At 67.7% G+C, this 21,645-nt stretch carries 22 protein-coding genes and 1 pseudogene; 14 read left to right on the forward strand and 9 right to left on the reverse strand.

The genetic code is table 11. The features are described from left to right. Positions 1-6 precede the first annotated feature (6 nt). Positions 7-2,694: an aconitate hydratase AcnA gene (acnA, locus tag ACT53N_RS04655; RefSeq protein WP_476062805.1), complete on the reverse strand. Its 2,688-nt coding sequence runs from the start codon at positions 2,692-2,694 to the stop codon at positions 7-9. Positions 2,695-2,877: 183 nt separating this feature from the next. Between acnA and ccmA the strand changes: the two genes are divergently transcribed. Beyond that, positions 2,878-3,492 carry a heme ABC exporter ATP-binding protein CcmA gene (gene ccmA, locus ACT53N_RS04660; protein ID WP_476062806.1) on the forward strand — a complete coding sequence of 205 codons (615 nt, stop codon included), beginning with the start codon at positions 2,878-2,880 and terminating at the stop codon, positions 3,490-3,492. Beyond that, positions 3,489-4,154: a heme exporter protein CcmB gene (ccmB, locus tag ACT53N_RS04665; protein ID WP_476062807.1), complete on the forward strand. Its 666-nt coding sequence runs from the start codon at positions 3,489-3,491 to the stop codon at positions 4,152-4,154. Before ccmA ends, ccmB begins: the two co-directional genes overlap by 4 nt. 9 nt (positions 4,155-4,163) lie before the next feature. Here ccmB and ACT53N_RS04670 read toward each other — a convergent pair whose 3' ends face one another. Next, the gene (locus ACT53N_RS04670; RefSeq protein WP_476062808.1) at positions 4,164-5,057 is read right to left on the reverse strand and encodes a DMT family transporter; all 894 of its coding nucleotides are present in this window, start codon (positions 5,055-5,057) and stop codon (positions 4,164-4,166) included. 222 nt (positions 5,058-5,279) lie between these two features. On the opposite strand from ACT53N_RS04670, the gene ACT53N_RS04675 reads away from it, so the two are divergent. The 4 genes from ACT53N_RS04675 to ACT53N_RS04690 all read left to right on the forward strand — a co-directional run bounded on the left by ACT53N_RS04675 (position 5,280) and on the right by ACT53N_RS04690 (position 7,450). Continuing rightward, positions 5,280-5,933 (forward strand): Spy/CpxP family protein refolding chaperone, encoded by a 654-nt coding sequence (locus tag ACT53N_RS04675; protein WP_476062809.1) that lies wholly within the window; start codon positions 5,280-5,282, stop codon positions 5,931-5,933. A 100-nt stretch (positions 5,934-6,033) separates the two neighbouring features. Continuing rightward, positions 6,034-6,777, forward strand: a complete 744-nt coding sequence (locus ACT53N_RS04680; protein WP_476062810.1) for a heme ABC transporter permease — start codon at positions 6,034-6,036, stop codon at positions 6,775-6,777. After that, a complete protein-coding gene (gene ccmD, locus ACT53N_RS04685; RefSeq protein WP_476062811.1) occupies positions 6,774-6,941 on the forward strand; it encodes a heme exporter protein CcmD in 168 nt (55 codons plus the stop codon). The genes ACT53N_RS04680 and ccmD overlap by 4 nt, the downstream gene beginning before the upstream one ends. Next, on the forward strand, positions 6,938-7,450 hold the full coding sequence (locus ACT53N_RS04690) for a DsbE family thiol:disulfide interchange protein (protein WP_476062812.1): 513 nt from the start codon (positions 6,938-6,940) through the stop codon (positions 7,448-7,450). The genes ccmD and ACT53N_RS04690 overlap by 4 nt, the downstream gene beginning before the upstream one ends. Positions 7,451-7,453: 3 nt before the next feature. Here ACT53N_RS04690 and ACT53N_RS04695 read toward each other — a convergent pair whose 3' ends face one another. Further along, positions 7,454-7,837 carry a hypothetical protein gene (locus ACT53N_RS04695; RefSeq protein WP_476062813.1) on the reverse strand — a complete coding sequence of 128 codons (384 nt, stop codon included), beginning with the start codon at positions 7,835-7,837 and terminating at the stop codon, positions 7,454-7,456. Positions 7,838-7,953: 116 nt separating this feature from the next. Here ACT53N_RS04695 and ACT53N_RS04700 point away from each other — a divergent pair, with 116 nt between their 5' ends. Next, positions 7,954-8,229: a hypothetical protein gene (locus tag ACT53N_RS04700; protein ID WP_476062814.1), complete on the forward strand. Its 276-nt coding sequence runs from the start codon at positions 7,954-7,956 to the stop codon at positions 8,227-8,229. Positions 8,230-8,445: 216 nt separating this feature from the next. Here the strand turns inward: ACT53N_RS04700 and ACT53N_RS04705 are convergent, their stop codons facing one another. From ACT53N_RS04705 to ftsY, 3 genes are all read right to left on the reverse strand, one after another. Next, a complete protein-coding gene (locus ACT53N_RS04705) occupies positions 8,446-9,006 on the reverse strand; it encodes a MarR family winged helix-turn-helix transcriptional regulator (RefSeq protein ID WP_476062815.1) in 561 nt (186 codons plus the stop codon). Positions 9,007-9,107: 101 nt separating this feature from the next. Then, positions 9,108-9,731: an inner membrane-spanning protein YciB gene (locus ACT53N_RS04710; RefSeq protein WP_476062816.1), complete on the reverse strand. Its 624-nt coding sequence runs from the start codon at positions 9,729-9,731 to the stop codon at positions 9,108-9,110. 3 nt (positions 9,732-9,734) lie between these two features. Beyond that, positions 9,735-10,676, reverse strand: coding sequence for a signal recognition particle-docking protein FtsY (gene ftsY / locus ACT53N_RS04715; RefSeq protein ID WP_476062817.1), 942 nt, complete (start codon positions 10,674-10,676; stop codon positions 9,735-9,737). Positions 10,677-10,767: 91 nt separating this feature from the next. Between ftsY and ACT53N_RS04720 the strand changes: the two genes are divergently transcribed. From ACT53N_RS04720 to ACT53N_RS04735, 4 genes are all read left to right on the forward strand, one after another. Beyond that, a complete protein-coding gene (locus ACT53N_RS04720; RefSeq protein WP_476062818.1) occupies positions 10,768-11,418 on the forward strand; it encodes a trimeric intracellular cation channel family protein in 651 nt (216 codons plus the stop codon). Positions 11,419-11,687: 269 nt separating this feature from the next. After that, positions 11,688-12,146: a tellurite resistance TerB family protein gene (locus ACT53N_RS04725; RefSeq protein ID WP_476062819.1), complete on the forward strand. Its 459-nt coding sequence runs from the start codon at positions 11,688-11,690 to the stop codon at positions 12,144-12,146. 41 nt (positions 12,147-12,187) lie between these two features. Continuing rightward, the gene (locus ACT53N_RS04730) at positions 12,188-12,325 is read left to right on the forward strand and encodes a hypothetical protein (protein ID WP_476062820.1); all 138 of its coding nucleotides are present in this window, start codon (positions 12,188-12,190) and stop codon (positions 12,323-12,325) included. A gap of 134 nt (positions 12,326-12,459) precedes the next feature. Beyond that, positions 12,460-13,473: a TerC family protein gene (locus ACT53N_RS04735; RefSeq protein ID WP_476063391.1), complete on the forward strand. Its 1,014-nt coding sequence runs from the start codon at positions 12,460-12,462 to the stop codon at positions 13,471-13,473. A 28-nt stretch (positions 13,474-13,501) separates the two neighbouring features. Here ACT53N_RS04735 and mtaB read toward each other — a convergent pair whose 3' ends face one another. Next, entirely contained in the window at positions 13,502-14,842 is a 1,341-nt protein-coding gene (gene mtaB, locus ACT53N_RS04740; RefSeq protein WP_476062821.1) for a tRNA (N(6)-L-threonylcarbamoyladenosine(37)-C(2))-methylthiotransferase MtaB, read from the reverse strand. Between the two features lie 4 nt (positions 14,843-14,846). After that, positions 14,847-15,698, reverse strand: a complete 852-nt coding sequence (dapF, locus tag ACT53N_RS04745; protein WP_476062822.1) for a diaminopimelate epimerase — start codon at positions 15,696-15,698, stop codon at positions 14,847-14,849. Positions 15,699-15,712: 14 nt separating this feature from the next. On the opposite strand from dapF, the pseudogene ACT53N_RS04750 reads away from it, so the two are divergent. From ACT53N_RS04750 to ACT53N_RS04760, 3 genes and pseudogenes are all read left to right on the forward strand, one after another. Continuing rightward, a pseudogene (locus tag ACT53N_RS04750) lies at positions 15,713-17,973 on the forward strand (prolyl oligopeptidase family serine peptidase). Further along, on the forward strand, positions 17,974-20,118 hold the full coding sequence (locus ACT53N_RS04755; protein WP_476062823.1) for a prolyl oligopeptidase family serine peptidase: 2,145 nt from the start codon (positions 17,974-17,976) through the stop codon (positions 20,116-20,118). Positions 20,119-20,248: 130 nt separating this feature from the next. Then, positions 20,249-21,334, forward strand: a complete 1,086-nt coding sequence (locus ACT53N_RS04760; protein ID WP_476062824.1) for a GNAT family N-acetyltransferase — start codon at positions 20,249-20,251, stop codon at positions 21,332-21,334. 12 nt (positions 21,335-21,346) lie between these two features. On the opposite strand, the gene ACT53N_RS04765 is transcribed toward ACT53N_RS04760, so the two are convergent. Continuing rightward, positions 21,347-21,634, reverse strand: a complete 288-nt coding sequence (locus ACT53N_RS04765) for a DUF2218 domain-containing protein (protein ID WP_476062825.1) — start codon at positions 21,632-21,634, stop codon at positions 21,347-21,349. Between the last annotated feature and the right edge of the window lie 11 nt (positions 21,635-21,645).

Genomic DNA, 21,645 nt, shown 5'->3' on the forward strand with positions numbered 1-21,645 from the left:
TCCTGCTTAGTCGGCCTTGGCCAGGTTGCGCAGGACGTAGTTCAGCACGCCGCCGTTCTTGAAGTACTCAAGCTCGGTCGGCGTATCGATGCGGCAGCGCACCGGGAAGCGGGCGATGCGGCCGTCCGTCGGACGGTAGAGCTCGACGATCAGCTGCTTGCGCGGGGCCAGGTCGGTGAGGCCACGGATCGAGACGATCTCCTCGCCGGTCAGCTCCAGCTTCTGCCAGCCGTCCTGAACGAACTGCAGCGGCAGCACGCCCATGCCGACCAGGTTCGAGCGGTGGATGCGCTCGAAGCTTTCGCAGATCACCGCGCGGACGCCCAGGAGCTTGGTGCCCTTGGCGGCCCAGTCACGCGACGAACCGGTGCCGTATTCCTTGCCGCCGAAGACGACCGCCGGACGGCCTTCTTCCTGGTACTTCATCGCGGCGTCGTAGATCGACATCACTTCGCCGGTCGGGAAGTGCTTGGTCACGCCGCCTTCGATATCCGGGGTGATGCGGTTGCGGATCCGGATGTTGGCGAACGTGCCGCGCATCATCACCTGGTGGTTGCCGCGGCGGGCGCCGTAGCCATTGAAGTCCACCGGCTCGACGCCGTTGTCGATCAGGAACTTGCCGGCCGGGCTGGAGGCCTTGATCGAACCGGCCGGGCTGATGTGGTCGGTAGTGATCGAGTCGCCGAACACGGCCAGGATCCGGGCTTCCACGATGTCGGTCACCGGAGCCGGCGTCATCGACATGTTGGGGAAGTACGGCGGGTTCTGGACGTAGGTCGAGTCAGCTTCCCAGGCGTAGGTCTGGCCGCCGGTCACCTTGATGCCCTGCCAGTTCTTGTCGCCCTTGAAGACGTCGCCGTAGCGGCTGGCGAACATCTTCTCGTTGATGGCCTTGCGCTGCAGGGCGGCGATGTCTTCGTTCGAAGGCCAGATGTCCTTCAGGAAGACGTCATTGCCCTTCTTGTCCTTGCCGATCGGCTGGGTGGCCAGGTCGATCTTCAGGGTGCCGGCCAGGGCGTAGGCCACCACCAGCGGCGGCGAGGCCAGGTAGTTGGCGCGGACGTCCGGGTTCACCCGGCCTTCGAAGTTGCGGTTGCCCGACAGCACCGAGCAGGCGACCAGGTCGTTGTCGTTGATCGTCTTGCTGATGGCTTCCGGCAGCGGGCCCGAGTTGCCGATGCAGGTCGTGCAGCCGTAACCCACCAGGTTGAAGCCCAGGGCGTCGAGGTGCTTGGTCAGGCCGGCCTTGGCCAGGTAGTCGGTGACCACCTGCGAGCCGGGGGCCAGCGAGGTCTTCACCCACGGCTTGGCCTTCAGGCCCTTGGCGACCGCGTTCTTGGCGAGCAGGCCGGCGGCGATCAGCACCGAGGGATTGCTGGTGTTGGTGCACGAGGTGATGGCCGCGATGACCACGTCGCCGTGACCGACGGCGAAATCCTCGCCTTCCACCGGGGCGCGGAAGTCAGGCTGCTCGGCCTTGCCGAACTCGCCGACCAGCGACTCCTGGAACTTGTAGGAGGCCTCGGCCAGCAGGACGCGGTCCTGCGGACGCTTCGGGCCGGCCAGCGACGGCTGCACCGCCGACAGGTCGAGCTCCAGGGTGTCCGTGAAGGTCGGCTCGGCGACGCCCGGCTCCCACCACAGGCCCTGCTCCTTGGCGTAGGCCTCGACCAGGGCGACGCGTTCGGCGGTGCGGCCGGTGCCCTTCAGATAGGCGATGGTCGCCGCCGAGATCGGGAAGAAGCCGCAGGTGGCGCCGTATTCCGGAGCCATGTTGGCGATCGTCGCCTGGTCTTCCAGGGTCAGGTTGGCCAGGGCGTCGCCATAGAATTCGACGAACTTGCCGACCACGCCCTTCTTGCGCAGCATCTGGGTGACGGTGAGCACCAGGTCGGTGGCCGTCGCGCCTTCCGGCAGGGCGCCGGTCAGCTTGAAGCCGATGACTTCCGGGATCAGCATCGGGATCGGCTGGCCCAGCATGGCGGCTTCGGCTTCGATACCGCCGACGCCCCAGCCCAGCACGGCCAGGCCGTTGACCATGGTGGTGTGGCTGTCGGTGCCGACGACGGTGTCGGGATAGGCGACCTGTTCGCCGTCGACTTCGTTCGTCCACACGGTCTGGGCCAGGTATTCGAGGTTCACCTGGTGGCAGATGCCGGTGCCAGGCGGCACGACGCGGAAGTTGTTGAAGGCGGACGAGCCCCAGCGCAGGAAGCGGTAGCGCTCGATGTTGCGCTCGTACTCGCGCTTGACGTTGGCGTCATAGGCCTTGGCGTCGCCGAAGTTGTCGACCATCACCGAGTGGTCGATCACCAGGTCGACCGGGTTCAGCGGGTTGATCTTGGCCGGGTTGGCGCCCAGGGCGACCATGGCGTCGCGCATGGCGGCCAGGTCGACGACGGCGGGAACGCCGGTGAAGTCCTGCATCAGCACGCGCGCGGGGCGGAAGCTGATCTCGTGCTCGACCGAGCCCTTGTTGTTGAGCCAGGCGGCGACCGCCTTGAGATCGTCTTCATTGACCGAGACACCGTCCTCGTTACGCAGGAGGTTCTCGAGCAGCACCTTCATCGACACCGGCAGCGAGGAAACGTCGGCAAGACCGGCTTCCTCGGCGGCGCGAAGGCTGTAATAGACGTAAGACTGTTTGCCGACCTTGAGCTCGCGGCGGGCTTTGAGGCTGTCCACAGACGCCATATTCAAGGATCCTTCTCTGTCCACGGCCGCCCGAAAACCACTCCCGGAATCACGCGCAGATCGGAAGGGACACACAGGTTCCGCCTCCGCGCCGCGTACCACCCTGAACGACTGGAGGGGGGCGACCGGCCGCTTCTTAGCGCCGCCGTCGACCAACGTCCATGTTACGCGCGGGGTCTTGGCGTGTTGAGAGCTGTTCTCATTAAGGATCTGGCGATTTCGCGCGGCGAGCGAACGCTGTTTTCCAAGCTGGATCTGACACTTCGCGCCGGCGAGGCCGCGACGCTGGTGGGACGAAATGGCGCGGGCAAGACCAGCCTGCTGCGCGCCGTCGCCGGCCTTCTGCGTCCAGCCGCCGGCTCGATCGCGTTCGAGGGCGACGCCGGTCCGATCGAGGCCGACGCCGCTCGCGCCGACCATCTGCATATGCTGGGCCACCAGGATGGGCTGAAATCCAGCCGCACGGCCTGGGAGGAACTACGCTTCCAGACCCTGTGGACCGGCGGGACCGAGGACAGCGCCCGCACGGCCGCCCAGCGCTTCGACCTGCGCCGCCTGCTGGACCTGGAGGTGCGCCGTCTCTCCGCCGGCCAGCGCCGCCGCCTAGCCCTGGCGCGCCTTGCGGCCAGCCCGCGCTCGCTGTGGCTGCTCGATGAACCCATGGCCCCGCTGGACGCCGGTCAGCGCGCGGCGTTCGGCGCCGTGATGGCCGAACATATCGCCGGGGGAGGAATGATCCTCGCCTCAGTCCACGACCCCCTGCCCATCCCGGCCCGCAGCGTGGAGGTCGGCGCATGAGGGCGTTCGGAGTCCTCCTTCGGCGTGAACTGGCCCTGGCCTGGGGCAAGGGGGGCGGTCCGCTGCTGGCGCTGACCTTCTACGCCTGCGTCGTCGTGCTCTTGCCCATGGCCTCCGGCCGCGCGCCCGAGCGCCTGGCCGCCATCGCCCCGGGGATCGCCTGGCTGGCCCTCGCCCTGGCGGCTCTGCTGTCGCTGGAGCGTCTGTTCGAGCGCGACTACGAGGACGGGACGCTAGACCTTCTGGCGATGGGCCCCGCGCCGCTGGAGGCCGTGGCGGTCGCCAAGTGCCTGGCCCAATGGCTGGCCACCGGCGCGCCGCTGGCTCTGGCCGCCCCTGTCGCGGCGCTGATGCTGGGCGCGGAGCCGAAGGTGATGCCGCTGCTGGTGCTGTGCGCCCTGGCGGGCGGCCTGGCCTTCGCCTTCCTCGGCGGCCTGGGCGCGGCCCTGGCCCTGGGGAGCAAGCGCGGCGGCCTTCTGGTGGCGGTGATCGTGCTGCCGCTGTTCGCCCCGCCGGTGATCTTCGGCGCCGGCGCCCTGGACGGCTATGCGGCCGGCCTGCACTGGACCGGCGGCCTGCTGTTCCTGCTGGCTTACAGCGTCGGCGCCGTCGCCCTGACCCCGCTCGCCATGGGCGCGGCCTGCCGCAGCGCGCTGGATTAGGGACGGCGACTAAGGCGTCGGCGCGACGGTGGCCTGCAGGTCTCCGGGCTTGGCCTGGCGCTCGCCCAGCACCACAGCGAAGCTGCCGCCGATGATCAAGAGGCCGCCTGCGAACAGAGCGGCGGTCAGATGGTCGCCGAACAGCAGAACGCCGCAGGCTGCGCCCATCAAGGGCTCGATATTGATGAACACCCCGGCGCTGGCCGCGCCGACCTTGGCGGCGCCGTACTGCCACGCGGCGGTCGCCAGCAGGGTGGCTAGAACGCCCTGGGCGATGATCGCCGTCCAGGCCGGCGCGCTGAGGGCCAGCTTCGGCGGACCGTGCATGACGAGCGCGATCGGCAGCACGACCACTGCGGCGATGATGATCGACACCGCAGGAATGGCCATCGGATTGGGCGCGGGCGGGGCGCGACGCAGCACCAGCAGCCACGTCAGGAACAGGAAGAGCGCCGCAATGGATAGCGCGACGCCCAGCGGCGAACTGGCCCCATCGGGCTTTCCGGCGATCAGGGCCGCGCCCAGGGTCGCGGCCGCCACGCCGATCCAGGACAGGCGCGAGACCTTCTCGCCCAGCACCCGGGCGCTGACAGCGATCAGCGCCGGCATGGCGCCGACCAGAAGGGCCGCGACCGTGACGCTGACATGAGCCAGACCCTCGAACTGGACCATGAACGCCACCCCGTACAGGGCGCCGGCCAGCAGCACGATCGGGGAGCGAAATAGCGCCCGCACCTCAGGACGCCGCAGCGCGAACGGAGCGGCGGCCAGGGCGGCCACCAGGAAACGCAGCAGCACCATGTGGGCCGCATCGGTCTCCTCAAGGATCAGCTTGCCCGTGGGAAAGCCCAGACCCCAACTGATCCCGGCCAGGGCCAGCGCGACAAAGGCGAGCGACTTCATGCGGACTCCGGCCGGCGAGGATACGGACCGGGCGATGGCACGGCGCGAGGGTCATTTCTAGAGGGAGACGCGCCAGGATCTGTCAGCTGGGGCGCGCCGCATGGCCGAACAACGTTACCCGTCTTGGGCAAACATGTAGATTTGTTCATGAACGCGGACATTTTCGCGCCATAAGCCGGTGGCCAAGCTTCAGCTTCACGTTACGACAGGGAGCTCACAACCATGCGTAAGACAACGCTTCAGCTGGCCTTCGCCGGCGCCGCCATCTCCACCCTCATCGCCGGCGCGGCGCTCGCGCAGGTCCCGGCTCCGCCCGCGCCGCCGGCGCCGCCCCCGCCGCCCGAAGCGCCCATGCCCCCGATGCCGCCCATGCCTATGGAGGGCATGATGGCCATGGCGGGCCCGGGCATGGACATCATGATGATGCGCCACGGCCGCTCGGCCGATCCGGAAAAGCGCGCCCAGCGCCTGCGGGACGTGCTGCAGCTACGTCCTGACCAGGACGGCGCGCTGAAGGCCTTCGTCGCGGCGACCACGCCAAAGATCGAGATCAAGCGCGAGGTCATCAAAAAGGAAAAGGGCGACAAGGCTGACGGCGACAAGATGGAATGGACCGAGCGCGCGCCGCTGACGACGCTTGAGCGCCTCGACCGCATGACCAAGGCCGCCGACGCCATGAAGCAGCGCGCCGAGGCCACGCGCGCCTTCTACACCGCCCTGACCCCGAGCCAGCAGAAGACCTTCGACGTGCTGGGCATGGGCGAAGATGGCATGGGTGGCGGCGAGCACGTCTTCGTGCGCCGCTTCGACACCAAGGGCCCCGCCATGTTCAAGGGCGGCGACCGCAAGGTGATCATCCAGCGCAAGGTCGGCTGACCGCAGCCCTGCGGCGGAAGCGGCGCGCGAACTTGCGCCGCTTCCCCTCCGTAGCGATACGGCCATTGCCCGCGCGCGCCGGCCGCACTAAGCAGCCTTCATGGACGCCCGCCACACGTTCGATTTCCTGACCAACCCCGAGCGGTTCATGGCCTTCTCGCGCTGGGCCGCACCGCTGCTGGGCGTATTGTCCGTACTGGCCGGCCTTGTCGGGCTGGTCCTGACCTTCATGGTTCCCGAGGACTACCAGCAGGGCGACACCGTGCGGATGATGTTCATCCACATCCCGGCCGCGTCCCTGTCGATGTTCATCTATCTTTGCCTCGGGATCGCCAGCCTGCTGTCGCTGGTGTTCCGTCATGTCCTGGCCGATCTGGCCGCCCAGGCCTGCGCGCCGATCGGCGCGGTCTACACTGTCCTGGCCCTGATCACCGGATCGCTGTGGGGCCGCCCGATGTGGGGGACCTATTGGGTCTGGGACGCGCGTCTGACCTCGGTGCTCGTCCTGTTGCTGTTCTATCTCGGCTACATGGCCCTGCGCGGCGCGCTGGAAGACGAACAGAAGGCGGCGCGCTCGGCCGCCATCCTCGCCCTCGTCGGCGTGATCAACCTGCCGGTCGTCAAGTTCTCCGTCGACTGGTGGAACACCCTGCACCAGGGCTCCTCGACCTTCTTCGCCGACAAGGGCGACCACCTGCCGGCGATCTACGCCTGGCCGGCGGTCTTCATGGCCCTGGCCTATCTCGGCGGCTTCGGCGCCCTGTGGCTGGTGCGCATCCGGGCGCTGGTCTGGCGGCGCAAGGCGCGGAGCCTGTCCATGAAGCTGGCGGAGGGCGCGCGATGAGCTTCGACTTCGACGCCGGCAAGTACGCCATCTACCTCTGGCCCGCCTTCGCGATTTCGGCCGTGGCGTTCGCCTGGCTGATCGGCGACAGCCTGGCCATGGCCCGTCGCTGGCGTCGCGAGGCCGAGCGGCTGCAAGCCGAGCTGGACGAGCCGCGTCCGTGAAGCGCTGGCTGGCCTTCTCGCCGCTGATCGTTCTCGCGGCCCTGGCGGTGCTGTTCGCCGGCTATGCGCTGAAGCGCGACCCGCGCGTCCAGCCCCAGGCGCTGGTGGGCAAGCCCATGCCCGCCATGACCCTGCCCGACCTGGACACCGGACGCCAAGCGCCTCTGCGTGAGGCGGGCGACGGACCGATCCTCGTGAACTTCTTCGCCTCCTGGTGCGCGCCCTGCGAGATTGAGCACCCGCAGCTGATGGCCCTGAAGGCGCAAGGCGTGAAGGTTGTCGGGATCGCCTACAAGGACGCGCCGGCCAACACACAGGCCTTCCTCACGCGGCTGGGCGACCCCTTCGCCGCCAAGCGGATCGATCGTGACGGCCGCGCAGGACTCGAATTTGGCGTCACCGGCGTGCCGGAGACCTATCTCGTCGGTTCCGACGGGGTGATCCTCGCCAAGCACACGGGCCCATTGACGCCCGACGCGGCTGAAACGCTTCTGAAGCAGGCGAAATAGCCGCTACCTGACGCAGGTCTTGGGCGAGGCGGCCTCGCGACGCAACGCTCCCATCATCGCCTTCGCTTCGGCGTTCGAGATCGATCGCAAGGGCGCGCGCCCCTCGCCCAGTTGATAATCGCAGTCGAGCAGCTTGAACGGGGGCTTATCATCCGTGGGATGACGTTCGATCAGCATGCGGTCGCTCGACGCCCAGACCGACGTCACCTCGGTGATCAGCGTCTTGCGGTCCGGGGTGCGCACCCAGGTCTCCCCCTTGCCGCCGACCGACACCTGATAGCCGTTCGCCAGGACCTGGTGGCTGGGCAACATCGAACTCACCATCGCGGCGATGAACACCGCGACCGCGCCCAGCACGATGAGGAAGATGATCTTCTGCCGGTTCATGAACCTCTCGCCTTCGCCGTCCGCGCCAGGTGCGCTCACAGGTCGCGGAGCTAGCGCGTTAACCGAGCGTTGACCATACTCGCCGACGCTCCATTAACCATGTTAGTCTGCGAGTCATGAGCACCGTCCGCCCCGCCGGTTGGCCCACCGTCACGTCGAACACGACCTCGACCCCCGCTTCGGGTCAGGGCGCCTCGACGCGCGCGGCCTTCTTCCAGGCGGCCCTGGGCGACGCCGCGCCGACCCGTCCGGTCGCCGCGCCCTCGACGGTGCAGATGCAGACCATGGCCCAGCCCCAGCAGCGCCAGGCGCCGCCAAAGCCTTTCGTACAGCCGGACGCTCAGCCCACGCGGATCCTGCGTCCAGGCTCGCTGCTGAATATCGTGGTCTAGGGTCCTGCCCTAGCTGCGGAGGCAAGCCGCCCCCGATGCCTTAGAGATCGAACCTCTCGTCATCCCGGAAGCCTCGAAGAGGCCGTCTGGGACCCAGGGGCGAGCGGCAGTGCGGTAGCCCCTCTGGGTCCCGGCGCTCCAGCCCGCTACGCGACCTTCCGGCCGGGATGACGACGGAAAATCATCTCAGGGGATCGAGGAAGAACTCCACGCCGATCAGGCCGCCTTCTTGGCGGCCTTGTCCTTCTTGGGCTTCTTGTCCTTCTTGGGCTTTTCAGCCTTCGGCGCCTTGACCTTCTTGGCCTTGGGCTCGGCTTCAGCCGGGTGCAGCTCGGCGCCCGCCATGTCGGCCAGAAGGTCGAGGAAGCCGTCGCGCTTGCCGGGCTTGAGCAGAGCCAGGATACGGGCGTCAGCCATGGCGACCATCGGACGGATGGCTTCGAGCGCTTCGCGGCCGGCGGCGGTCAGGCGCACGCTGTTGGCGCGGGCGTCCTCGCTGGAGCGTTGGCGCTCCAGGTGGCCCTTGGTGATCATGCGGGCGACCATATCGGCCAGGGTCGAGCGGTCGATGCCGGTGGCGCGCACCAGGGCCGTCTGGGTGACGCCTTCGTTCTCGGCCACGGCGGCCAGCACCGCGAACTGGCGTTGAGTCACGCCGGCGTCGCCGCACTCCTCGGCGTAGATGTCGAGCGCCAGTTGCAGCACGCGGTGCAGCAGGTGACTGGGCGAGCGCTCCAGAAGTCCAGCGCCCTGCTTGTCGCCCTTGCCCTTGGCCATCGCCGCCGCCCCTTGCTCGCACGGCCATCCCTCGGCCGACGGTCAAAGGCTAGCACCCGAACGCGTCGGTTTGACGACAACGGTCCGTGGACGGTCGAAAGCTAGAAGCCGGCGTCCGGCGGTTCGGCCGCCTTGGGATCATCGCCCTTGGCCATGTGCTTCATCATGAAGGGCAGCTGCGTCGCCACGAACACCAGCGCCACCGGCAGCAGAGCCAGGCGGAACTTGACCCAGGTGTCGGTGTCCTGGGTGTTGCGCACCACCTCGTTGACGATGGCCACGAGCGCGAAATAGGCGCCGTACCGCAAGGTCAGCGTGCGCCAGGCCGCGTCGGGCATATGCAGCGCCTCGCCCATGATCACCTTCAGCGGCTGGCGCTGCACCAGCACGCCGCCGACCAGGAAAGTGGCCAGGGCGAGATTGATCACCGTGACCTTGATCTTCACGAACACGTCGGAATGGAAGATCAGGCCCAGGGTCCCGAAAATCAGCGCCATGCCGCCGAAGAACAGCGGCAACATGGCCAAGCGGCGCTCCACGGCGTAGCCGATGGCGAGCGCGGCGGCCGACGCCGCGACCAGCACCCAAGTCGCCTTCTGGAAGTCCTTGGTGACGAAATAGGCGACGCCGAACGCGATCGCCGCGCCATAGTCGACGACCGTCCGCACCCAGCCGTTGTTGGGCTTCTTGGCCGCTTGATCATCCTTCGGGGAAGCTTCGCTCACGGATCAGTCCTTCAAGCCGACGAGCGAGCGTGAGAACGCCCGCGCATCGAACGGCTGCAGGTCCTCGACGCCCTCGCCGACGCCGATCAGCTTGATCGGGCTGTCGGAGGCGCGGGCCACCGGCACCAGCACCCCGCCGCGCGCGGTGCCGTCCAGCTTGGTCATGACAATGCCCGAGACCCCGACCTGGCCGCCGAAAATCTTTTCCTGGGCCAGGGCGTTGCGGCCGACGGTGGCGTCCAGCACCAGCAGCGTCTCGTGCGGGTAGTCCGGATCGACCTTCTTCACGACCCGGATCACCTTCAGGAGCTCGTCCATCAGGCCCTGCTTGTTCTGCAGGCGGCCGGCGGTGTCGATCAGCACGACGTCGTAGTGCTCGGCCTTGGCGCGCTCGACGGCCTCATAGGCCAGGGCGGCGGCGTCCGAGCCCGTGGGCTTGGACATGAAGTCGGCCCCGGCGCGATCGGCCCAGACCTTTAACTGCTCGACGGCGGCGGCGCGGAAGGTGTCGCCGGCCGCGATCAGCACGCGCGCGCCCTTCTCAGTCAGGTCGGCGGCGATCTTGCCCAGGGTCGTGGTCTTGCCCGAGCCGTTCACGCCGATGAAAAGCACCACATAGGGGCGCGGTCCGTTCAGCGGATCAAAGTCTCCCTGGCGATCGGCCAGCTCAGCGGCGATCAGCTCGGCCAGGGCTTCCTTGACCTCCTCGTCCGTCGACGACTTGCCAAAACGCGCCTTGCCGAACGCCTCGGTGATGCGGGCGGCGATCTGCGGACCAAGGTCGGCCTCGATCAGCATCTCCTCGAGGGCGTCAAGCTGCTCCTGGTCTAGGGGCTTCTTGGTGAACACCCCGGTGACCTGCTCGGTCATCGCCTGGGAGGACCGGGTCAGGCCGGAGGTCAGGCGCTGGAACCAGCCTTTTTTCTGATCGGGCTTATCGCTCATCCGCGCTCCTTTAGGCGAACGGGCGAAAGTGTAAATCGGGATTTAACGGTCGATGGTTAGCGCCACGCGCGGACGCATGCGATGAAGGGGCATGGACTTGCAGCTTGACCCGTTTGGAACCGCGCTTTTCTGGCTCGACTACGCCGCTGCGGCGGTCTTCGGGGCAACCGGCGCCCTCGCGGCGGCTCGGCGCAAGCATGACATCATCACGTTCGGATTTTTCGCCGCGATCACCGGCGTGGGCGGCGGCACACTTCGGGACCTCCTCATCGGCGCGCCGGTCTTCTGGGTGCAGCGGCCCGGCTACATCCTCGCCTGCCTGGCGGCCGCCACCGTGGTCTGGCTGATGGGCAAGCGCGGCTGGCGGTTCCGGGCCCTGCTCTGGCTCGACGCCCTGGGCATGGCCGCCTACGCCGTCGTCGGGACGGCCAAAGCCCTGGGTCTGGGCGTCCCCCCTCTGAGCGCTGTCGTCATGGGCGTGCTGACCACCGCCTTCGGCGGCGTGATCCGTGACGTGCTGGCCGAAGAGCCGAACCTTCTGCTTCGCCGGGAGATCTATATCACCGCCGCCCTGCTGGGCGCGGGGGTGTTTGCCGCGCTGAAGCTGGCGGGCGTTCCCTTCTGGCCGGCCGGTATCGCGGGTTTTGCAGCGGCGTTCGGCCTGCGGGCCTGTGCGATCCTGTTCGGCTGGAGCCTGCCAGGCTTCCATGACGGGGACGAGCGGCCTCAGCCCCTGAGCTGAACGCGTTGGGCGCCATGATCGGGCGCGCCGCCATCGGCCAGTCGCGACAACCGGCCGCAAGATCGACGAACGTCACCCCTTGCGCCCGCTCACGCTTGATCCAATATCTCTAGTGCGGGCCGGGCCCCTCTGACGACTCTCGCGCTTCAAAAGCGTGATCGTGATGTCGGACCGCGTCGGGTGCGCCCGGCGTCGGGTCCAAGGGTCAAGCCCCCCAGAACCCCGCCAACCCGGTGTCGGGCGCTCCCTCCAAACAGAGGAGAGCACATATGTCCCTTAATCCCATTCATGCCGCGCGCGTGCGGATCGCTGAAACCTGGACTCCCGCGCAGCTGGACCAGTTGGACGCCCTCGTCGCGGTTTGCGCCTTGGTCGCCCGCGCTGACGGTTGGGTCACCCCCGAGGAGCGCGCGCGCATGCTGGAACGCATGCGCGGCCTGGCGGCCTTGGCCGTGTTTGGCGTCGACGACGCGCTCGAAGCGTTCGAGGCTCTGGAGCGCCGCTTCGAGCAGGACCCCGACGCCGCCCAGTTCGAGGCCGAGATGGCCATCCGGCGCCTGCGGGGGCGCGACGACGCGGCCAGATCCGTGGTCAACGCCGCCTGCGTGGTGGCGACCTCGGATGGCGGCTTGGACGCTGAGGAGCGAGATGTCCTGCTGCGGGTCTGCAGCCTGCTGGCCCTCAGCCCCGTCCAGTTCGACCTGATCGCCGAGCGGGGCAGGCGATGAGAGTCGGAACCCCCTCCCCTGCGACGTGGGTGGCGCTGCGGATGGCCCAGCAGACCTTTGTCCAGGCCGCGTCGCACGCCAGCCAGCCCACCGCCAAGCCGGTGACAGCGCCTGACCGTGTCGAACGTGGACCGGCGCCTCGCCCGCTGAGCGCGGGACGGCTGGATATCCGGGCCTGACACCCCCCATCACTGAACAGCGCGCCGCCGAATAGGCGGCGCGCGCCCTCTCATGAGGCGGGAGGAGCGCTGCGGCGACGCGATCGCTGCGCGCGCCTGGCGCTATGCGCCGCCCCCTCGCCCACTGCTCACGATTGAACGAGATCATGGATTTCCTCACCCTGCCGATCATCGGCAAACCGCTCTGGATGTGGGCGGGCTTCATTCTCGCGGTCCTGGCGCTACTGGCGTTCGACCTCGGTGTCGTCCCCGGCCGCAAGCGCGGGCCCCGCGAAATCGGCGTGCGCGACAGCCTGACGATGTCGCTGATGTATATCAGCCTGGGTCTTGGGTTTGGCGGCCTGGTCTGGATGCAGCTGGGCCCCACGGCAGGCGTCGAGTACCTGACCGGCTTCGTGATCGAGAAGAGCCTGGCGATCGACAATGTCTTCGTCATCGCGCTGATCTTCGGCTTCTTCGCCATCCCGCCGGCCTTGCAGCACCGGGTGCTGTTCTGGGGCGTGATCGGCGTGATCGTCCTGCGCGGGATCATGATCGGCATCGGCGCGGCGCTGGTCAGCCAGTTCGGCTGGGTGCTCTATATCTTCGCCGCGTTCCTGATCATCACGGGCGTGAAGATGCTGTTCGCCGGCGACGAGCCCGTCGACCTGAACAACAACCCCGCGCTCAAATGGCTTCGCCGTGTGCTGCCGGTCAGCGAAAAGCTGGAGGGCGAACGCTTCTTCGTGCGGGGCGTCGACAAGCGGACGGGCAAGATGGCGCTGCTGGCCACGCCGTTGTTCCTGGCCCTAGTGCTGGTGGAGCTGGCCGACCTGGTGTTCGCCGTCGACTCGGTGCCGGCCATCTTCGCCATCACCACCGACCCGTACATCGTCTACACCTCGAACATCATGGCGATCCTGGGCCTGCGGGCCCTGTACTTCGCGCTGGCCGCAGTGCTGCACCGCTTCGCCTATCTGAAGCAGGCCCTGGCCGTGCTGCTGGTGTTCATCGGCGGCAAGATCTTCATCGCCGACGCCCTGGGCTGGGAGAAGTTCCCCGCCAGCCTGTCACTGTCGATCACCTTCGCCATCCTGGCGGCGGGTATCGGCTGGTCGTTGTGGAAGACGCGAAGCACGGCCTTGCCCAAGACGACGGCCGGCGACTAATCCCTGGCCGTTGGCGGGGCTGCGGCGATCAGGCGGCAGCCTCGACCAGCTCGGCGAGCGCCCGGGCGCCGTCGTGGCCGACGATCCGGAACGCCTGGATGGCGCCGGGCGTCGCCGCGCCCTCGAAGGCGATCTCGGTGAAGTCCTCGGCGCGCGCCACGCCCGGCCGCTCGACCAGGCCCGACAGAGTTCGCCCGACCTGAGCCTGGAGGTGGCGCTCCAGCCCGCGCTGGCCCGCCTCCCGCAGGCGCCGGGCGCGGTCCTTGATCACCGGCCCCTTCACCGGCGGCATCCGCGCGGCTGGGGTTCCGGGGCGGGCGCTGTAGGGGAAGACGTGCAGGAAGGCCAGGCCCGCCTCCTCGACCAGCTTCAGCGTGTTGTCGAACGCCTCGTCGGTCTCGGTCGGGAAACCGGCGATCAGGTCGGCGCCGAACGCGGTGTCGGGGCGCACGCGGCGCACTTCGGCGACCAGCTTCAGCGCGTCCTCGCGGCTGTGACGCCGCTTCATACGCTTGAGGATCAGGTTGTCGCCGGCCTGCAACGACAGATGCAGATAGGGCATCAGGCGCGGCTCGGTCTCGAGCAGCTTGAAGAGATCCGGATCGATCTCGGCCGCGTCGATCGACGAAAGCCTCAGGCGCGGCAGGTCCGGGACCATGCGCAGGATGCGGCCGACCAGCTGGCCCAGGGTCGGCTGACCTGGCAGGTCCGCGCCCCAGGACGTCACGTCGACGCCGGTCAGCACGACCTCGCGATAGCCCTCGGCGGCCAGCTTTCGGACCTGCTCGACGACCTCGCCGGCCGGGGCCGAACGCGAGTTTCCCCGGCCATAGGGGATAATGCAGAAGGTGCAGCGGTGATCGCAGCCGTTCTGCACCTCGACATAGGCGCGGGCGCGGTCCTTCAGGCCGTCGATCAGGTGACCGGCGGTCTCCTTGATCGACATGATGTCGTTGACCCGCACGCGGGCCGAGGTGTCGGTCAGGGCGCCCGGCGCGGCCTTCTCGGCGTTGCCCAAGACGAGATCAACCTCGGGCATGGCGGCGAAGGCGGCGGGGTCGACCTGGGCGGCGCAGCCGGTGACGATGATCCGTGCGCCGGGCCGTTCACGCCGCGCCTTGCGGATCGCCTGCCGCGCCTGTCGAACAGCCTCGTTGGTCACCGCGCAGGTGTTGAACACCACCGCATCCGAGAGCCCGTCCGCCGAGGCGCGAGCCCGCATGGCCTCGCTTTCGTAGGCGTTCAGACGGCAGCCGAAGGTGACGACGTCGACGCCGTCGGGGCCCGACAACGTGGTCGCCGGCCCGCCCTCCTCGCCGGGTTCAGGCCTGGGCGTCGGGGTCGCCTTGATGACGGTGTAGGTCGCCATATCCCTAGGCCGCGACCGACTCCGGCAGCTTGCCGGCGTATTCCATGGTGATCGGGCCCGTCATGATCACGTGGCCGTCGCTTTCGCGCCACTCGATGGTCAGCGAACCGCTGTCGAACTCGACCCGCGCCTTGCGATCGGTGAGCCCGCGACGCACGGCCGCGACCTGGGCCGCGCAAGCGCCCGTGCCGCAGGCCTGGGTCAGGCCCGCGCCGCGCTCCCAGACCTTCAGGCGGATGTGATCGCGCGAGACGACATGCGCGAAGCCGACATTGACGCCTTCCGGAAACAGCGGATGGTGCTCGACCAGCGAGCCCGTGCCGGTCGCGAAGGCGTCGGTCGCCGGCGCTTCAACGAAGAACACCACATGCGGATTGCCCATCGAGACGCAGACCGGCGTGTGGACCAGCGGGGCGTCGATCGGGCCGACCTGCAGCTCGACGCGCTCGGTGTTCATCTCTTCGGAGAGGGGGATCTGGGTCCAGTCCAGGCCCGGCGGCCCCATGTCGACGGTGACCAGCTTGTCGCCGGCGGCCTTACCCGACAGGCGCCCCGCCACCGTGTCGAAGGTGACGGCGTCCTTGCCGGCCGACTGCATCAGGAGCCAGGCGACGCAGCGGGTTCCGTTGCCGCAGGCGCCGGCTTCCTCGCCGTCGGCGTTCCAGAACCGCACATAGGCCGAGGCCCCCTCGGCCCTTGGCGGGTCAATGGCGATGACCTGGTCGCAGCCGATCCCCCCGTCCCGTTTGGCGATCGCGCGGATCTGCTCAGGGGTCGGATCGAAGCGTTCGGTGAGGGTCTGGATCACGACGAAGTCGTTGCCCAGGCCGTTCATCTTCAGGAAGGTGCGGCTCATGGCCGGGCTATATAGTGGAAAAGCCTCGCCAAGTCAGGGGACGCGGCGACGCGGGGCATGATCGACCACGCGCGGGCCGTTACTGGCTCAAGACGTGCGAAAAGTGGGCTGGCGCGCGACGGAATGTCCGGTACCGTCCCGCGCCATGATCAAGCTCCGCCACGGCTCGGCCGCCGCTCTCGCCCTCGCCCTCCTGGCCTCCGGCTCCGCGCGAGCCCAGGCGCAGGACCCTCACCTGGCCCTGGAGGCCGTCGAGAGCCCCGAGTCCCTCGCCTGGGTGAAGGCGCAGAACGACAAGACCCTGCCGCTGCTCTCAAGCGATCCGCGTTTTGCGGGCCTGCAGGCCGAGGCTCTGAAGATCCTCGCCGCCAAGGACCGGATCGCCATGCCGAACTTCGTCGGCAAGACGGTGTTCAACTTCTGGCAGGACGCGACCCACATACGCGGCGTCTGGCGGCGCACCAGCCTTGAGTCCTACAAGAACGCTGGTCCCCAGTGGGAGACGGTGATCGATCTGGACGCACTGGCCGCCGCCGAGGGCAAGAACTGGATCTGGAAGGGCGCCGACTGCCGCCCCAAGACCCATGACCGCTGCCTCGTAAACCTGTCCAATGGCGGCAAGGACGCCGTCACCGTCCGCGAGTTCGATCTTGCGACCAAGAGCTTCGTCGATCCGGCGGCCGGCGGCTTCGTCCTGCCCGAGAGCAAGCAGTCGATCGAGTGGCTTGACCCCGACACCCTGATCCTGACCCGCGACTGGGGTCCGGGCACGACCACCGACAGCGGCTACGGCATGGTGGTCAAGACCCTGAAGCGCGGCCAGCCGCTAGACCAGGCCGTCGAGATCTATCGCGGCCAGAAGGGTGACGTCTCGGTGCGCCCGAACGTCATCCGCGACGCCAAGGGGAACCGCGTCGTCCTGATCGAGCAGGCGAGCGACTTCTTCAACAGCCTCTATTTCGAGTGGACGCCCAAGGGTCTGGCGCAGCTTCCCCTTCCCAAGCAGGGCGGCGTGATCGGCATGCTGAACGGTTCTCTGGTCGTGAAAACCGAAGAGCCGTGGACCTTCGCCGGGGTCACCATCCCGGCCGGCAGCCTGGCGCTGGCGACGCCCGAACGCTTGCGCCCGGGCAGCGAGATCGTGACGTCCAACGGCTGCAACCCGTGCGCCCTCCTCTCGCCAGGCCCGCGCCAGTCGATCGCTCAGGCGACCGTCACCGACAACCGCGTGGTCGCGGTCGTCTATGACAACGTCCGGGGCTCGCTGGTCAGCCTGGAGAACCGGGGCGAGCGCGGCGTGGTCAAGACCAACCTGCCCGTCATCGACAACGCCGCCGTCACCCTGGGCTCGCACTCCGACGATGGCGACCTTGTCTTCTACACCGACGAGGGGTTTGCGACGCCCACCCAGCTCAAGCTGGCCGACGCGACCGGGACCACCGCCCAGACCGTCAAGGCCCAGCCCGCCCAGTTCGACGCCACCAAGCTCGAAGTCGAGCAGAAGGTCGCCACCTCCAAGGACGGGACCAAGATCCCCTACTTCCTGATCCACCCCAAGGGCCACAAGCACGACGGCAAGAACCCGCTGCTGCTGCACGCCTATGGCGGCTTCAACCTGTCCAAACTGCCGGTGTATGACCCGCTGATCGGCAAGCTGTGGCTGGAACGCGGCGGCAGCTACGCCGTGGCCAACATCCGGGGCGGCGGAGAGTTCGGGCCCGAATGGCACCAGTCGGCCCTGAAGGCCAACCGCCAGCGGGCTTATGACGACTATTTCGCCGTGGCCGAGGATCTGATCGCCAAGAAGATCACCTCGCCGCGCCACCTCGGCGCCTATGGCCGCTCGAACGGGGGCCTCCTGATGGGCGTGGCCATGACCCAGCGACCGGACCTCTGGAACGCGGTGATCGTGGAAAGCCCGCTGCTGGACATGATCCGCTACACCCAGCTGCCCGCCGGCGCCTCGTGGATCGGCGAGTACGGCGATCCGGCCATCCCGGCCGAGCGCGCCTGGATCGAGAAATACAGCCCCTATCAGAACCTGAAGGCGGGCGTGAAATACCCGCTGGCCTACATCACCACCTCGACCAAGGACGACCGCGTCCATCCCGGTCACGCCCGCAAGTTCGCCGCGCGCCTGGACGACCTGAAGGTCGATAACCTCTATTTCGAGAACACCGACGGCGGCCACGCCAACGGAGCCGATCCCAAGGCCAACGCCCGTCGCTGGGCCCTGCACTACACCTACCTGTCGCGCCAGTTGATGGATCACTAAATGCGTAAGTCGCTGCTTGCCCTCCTCGCTTCCACGAGTCTGATGACCCTGACCCCCGCGATCGCCGCCGATACCCCCAAGCCCGCCGCCGAGGCCCGCACGCCCCTGTCGGAACTGGGCAAGGACGATCCGTATATCTGGATGGAGGAGATCGAAGGAACGCGCGCCATGGACTGGGCCAAGGCCCAGAACGCGCGGTCCTTGCCGGTGCTGCAGGGCGACCCGCGCTACGCCGATCTTGAGTCCAAGGCCCTGACCATTCTGAACGCCAAGGACCGCGTGCCCGGCGTCTCGTTCGCCGGCGACGGCTCCCTGCGCAATTTCTGGCAGGACAAGGACCACGTGCGCGGAATCTGGCGCAAAACCACGCTGGACAGCTATCGCACCGTCGAGCCCGCCTGGGAGACGATTCTCGACATCGACGCCCTGACCAAGGCCGAGAACGCCAACTGGGTGTTCAAGGGCGCCAACTGCCTGCCGCCGGACGACACCCGCTGCCTCATCACCCTGTCGAACGGCGGCAAGGACGCCGTGACGGTTCGAGAGTTCGACACCACCACCAAGAGCTTCGTGCCGGGCGGGTTCGAACTGCCGGAGGGCAAACAGAACTACACCTGGCTCGACAAGGACACCCTGCTGGTCGGCCGTGAGTGGACGCCGGGCGAGCTGACCAAGTCCGGCTACGCCTATGTGCTGAAGGCTGTGAAGCGCGGGCAGCCCCTGGACCAGGCCAAGGAGGTCTATCGCGGCGTCGAGACCGACGTTTCGGTCAGCCCGTTCGTGCTGCGCGACGCCGACGGCAAGGTGGTGGCGGTCATGGCCACGCGCGGCGTCACCTTCTTCGAGAGCGAGACCTATCTGATCGAGGGCGACAAGCCCGTGAAGCTCGATCTGCCGCTGAAGAGCTCGATCCAGGGCTATGTCGACGGCCAGATGGTCGTGCTGATGGAGCAGGACTGGCCGGCGAAGGGCTTCAAGACCGGCGACCTGATCAGCTTCGATCTGGCCAAGCTGAAGGCGACGCCGGACAAGGCTGTGGCCACGCTGGTGCTGCGCCCGACCGACCGCCAGTCGGTGGAGCAGGTTCAGACCACCCGCACCAAGCTGGTGGTCGGCATGCTCGACAACGTCAAGGGCGCGGCCAAGGTGTTCACCCACGGCCCCAAGGGCTGGACAGCGCAGGCCCTCGACCTGCCGGCCAACAGCTCGATCGGCCTGGGCTCGTCGGACGACAAGGGCGACCGCCTGTTCGTCACCGTCACGGGCTATCTGACGCCGACCACCTACTGGCTGGCCGACGCCGGCTCGCTGAAACTGGAACAGGTCAAGGCCTCGCCCGCGCGCTTCGACGCCTCGACCCATGTGGTTGAGCAGTTCGAGGCGACCAGCACCGACGGGACCAAAATCCCCTACTTCATCGTGCGACCCAAGGGCGTGAAGTACGACGGCTCTGCCCCAACCTTGCTCTACGCCTACGGCGGCTTCCAGGTGCCGATGACGCCCGGCTATTCCGGCGTGATGGGCAAGCTGTGGCTGGAGCGCGGCGGCGTCTATGTGGTGGCCAATATCCGGGGCGGCGGCGAGTTTGGTCCGGCCTGGCACTCGGCTGGTCTCAAGGAGAACCGCCAGAAGGTCTATGACGACTTCTTCGCGGTCTCGCAGGACCTGATCACCCGCAAGATCACCTCGCCGCGTCGGCTTGGGATCATGGGCGGATCGAATGGCGGCCTCTTGATGGGCGTCGCCCTGACCCAGCGGCCTGACCTCTACAACGCCATTGTGGTGCAGGTGCCGCTGTTCGACATGATCCGCTACAGCCAGCTCGGCGCGGGCGCCTCGTGGGTCGGCGAGTACGGCGATCCGGCGATCCCGTCGGAACGCGCCGTCATCGCCAAGTACGATCCGTACTCCAACCTGAAGGCCGGTCAGAAGTATCCCGAGGTTTTCATCGAGACCTCGACCAAGGACGACCGCGTCCACCCCGCCCACGCCCGCAAGGCGGCCGCGCGCCTGATGGAGCTGGGCTATCCGGTGCTCTACTACGAGAACATCGACGGCGGTCACGCCGGCGCTGCAAACCTCGCCGAGACCGCTCGTCGCCAGGCGCTGGAGTACGTCTATCTGACGCGCAAGCTGATGGACTGACAAGGCTGGCGCCGCTCGCCCTTAAGGAGAGACGAGCGGCGCCAAGTCTTGCAGAACGACGTCTCGTCAACCCTAAGGCAATCTCTCGGGCTCACACTCCGCGCCGACTCTCTCTGTCGGACTGGCTTCTTTGCCCATCGAAATCGTCAAAGCGCTGGATATCTCGGACGCCGACCGCGTGCGGTGGACGCAGCTTCAGCATGGCCAGACGCGTCTCGACTCGCCCTTCCTGTCGCCGCAATGGACGCTGGCCGTCGCCCGCGCTCAGGGCGACAAGGGCGACCAGGTCAAGGTCGCGATCCAGCGCGGACCCGAAGGGCAGGCGCTGGCCTACCTGCCCGTCCGCGTGCGTCAGGACGTGGCTATGCCCGTCGGCGCGCCGATGTGCGACTATCAGGCCCTGATCTCCGCGCCCGGCGTAACCATGGACCCGCGCGAGCTGCTGCACGCGCTGGGCGTCGGCAGGATCGATTTTTGTCACATGATGGCCGATGACGAGACCCTGGGCCGCCATGCCCGCGGCCAGACCGACAGCTGGGTTGTCGAAACCCCCAACGGCTACGAAGCCTACGCCGCCGAGCGCAAGGCGGCTGGGGTCGGTGCGCTGAAGGATATCGACAAGAAGCGCCGCAAGGCCGAGCGGGAGGTTGGCCCCTGCCGCTTCACCGCGATGTCGCAGAGCCGGTCAGCCTTCGATCAGCTGATGGCCTGGAAGCGGGTGCAATTGCTGCTCACCCACCAGACCGACCTCTTCAAGGCCCCGTGGGTCAACAAGCTTCTGGATGACCTTTTCGCGCGCCGCGACGCCGATTTCGGCGGGGCGCTTTACACGCTGCACCTGGGCGAGCGTCTTGCGGCCGTTCATTTCCACCTTCGTGGCGAGCACACGATCCACGGTTGGCTGATCGCCCACAATCCTGACCTCGAGCGCTATTCGCCGGGCATGATGCTCTTCCAGGACATCCTGAAGAGCATGGACGGCACGCCCCACAAGCGCCTCGATCTTGGGACGGGCGACTACAGGTTCAAGCGAGAGCTCTCCAACGCCCAGCAGCGCGTGGTGTTCGGCTTTCTGGGTTCGCCCTCGGTGCCGACCCTGGTGCGGCACGCGGTCTATGGCGTCCGAAGCGTCGCCGAGGCCCTGCCGCTGGGACGGATCTCGGAGCTTCCGGGCAAGGCGATGCGGCGCATCGACCTCCTGAGGGGCCTGCACTAAGGGCCCTGGGCGTCACGCCGCCCGGGTCCAGCCGTATGTCAGCTCGCCCTCGCGGAAGGCGAAACGATCGAGATGCTTGGCGACCACATCTTCCAGCCTGGCTAGCCCCGCCTCGTCGGGGGCCTCCACGGTGATGTCGAGACCATCCCCATGGGCCGTCATGCGACAGAGGCCCAGCGACAGAGGGAAATCTGCTGACGTGTCGTCGTAGCGAACCTCGAACTTGTGACTCCAGTGCTTGGCTAGCTGGGTCATGTAGCGGGCCGCCTTGTCGGTGGCGACGCGAGCGTGGCTTTCCATTATCGCGGGCT

The organism is Caulobacter sp. DMC95, assembly GCF_056313785.1.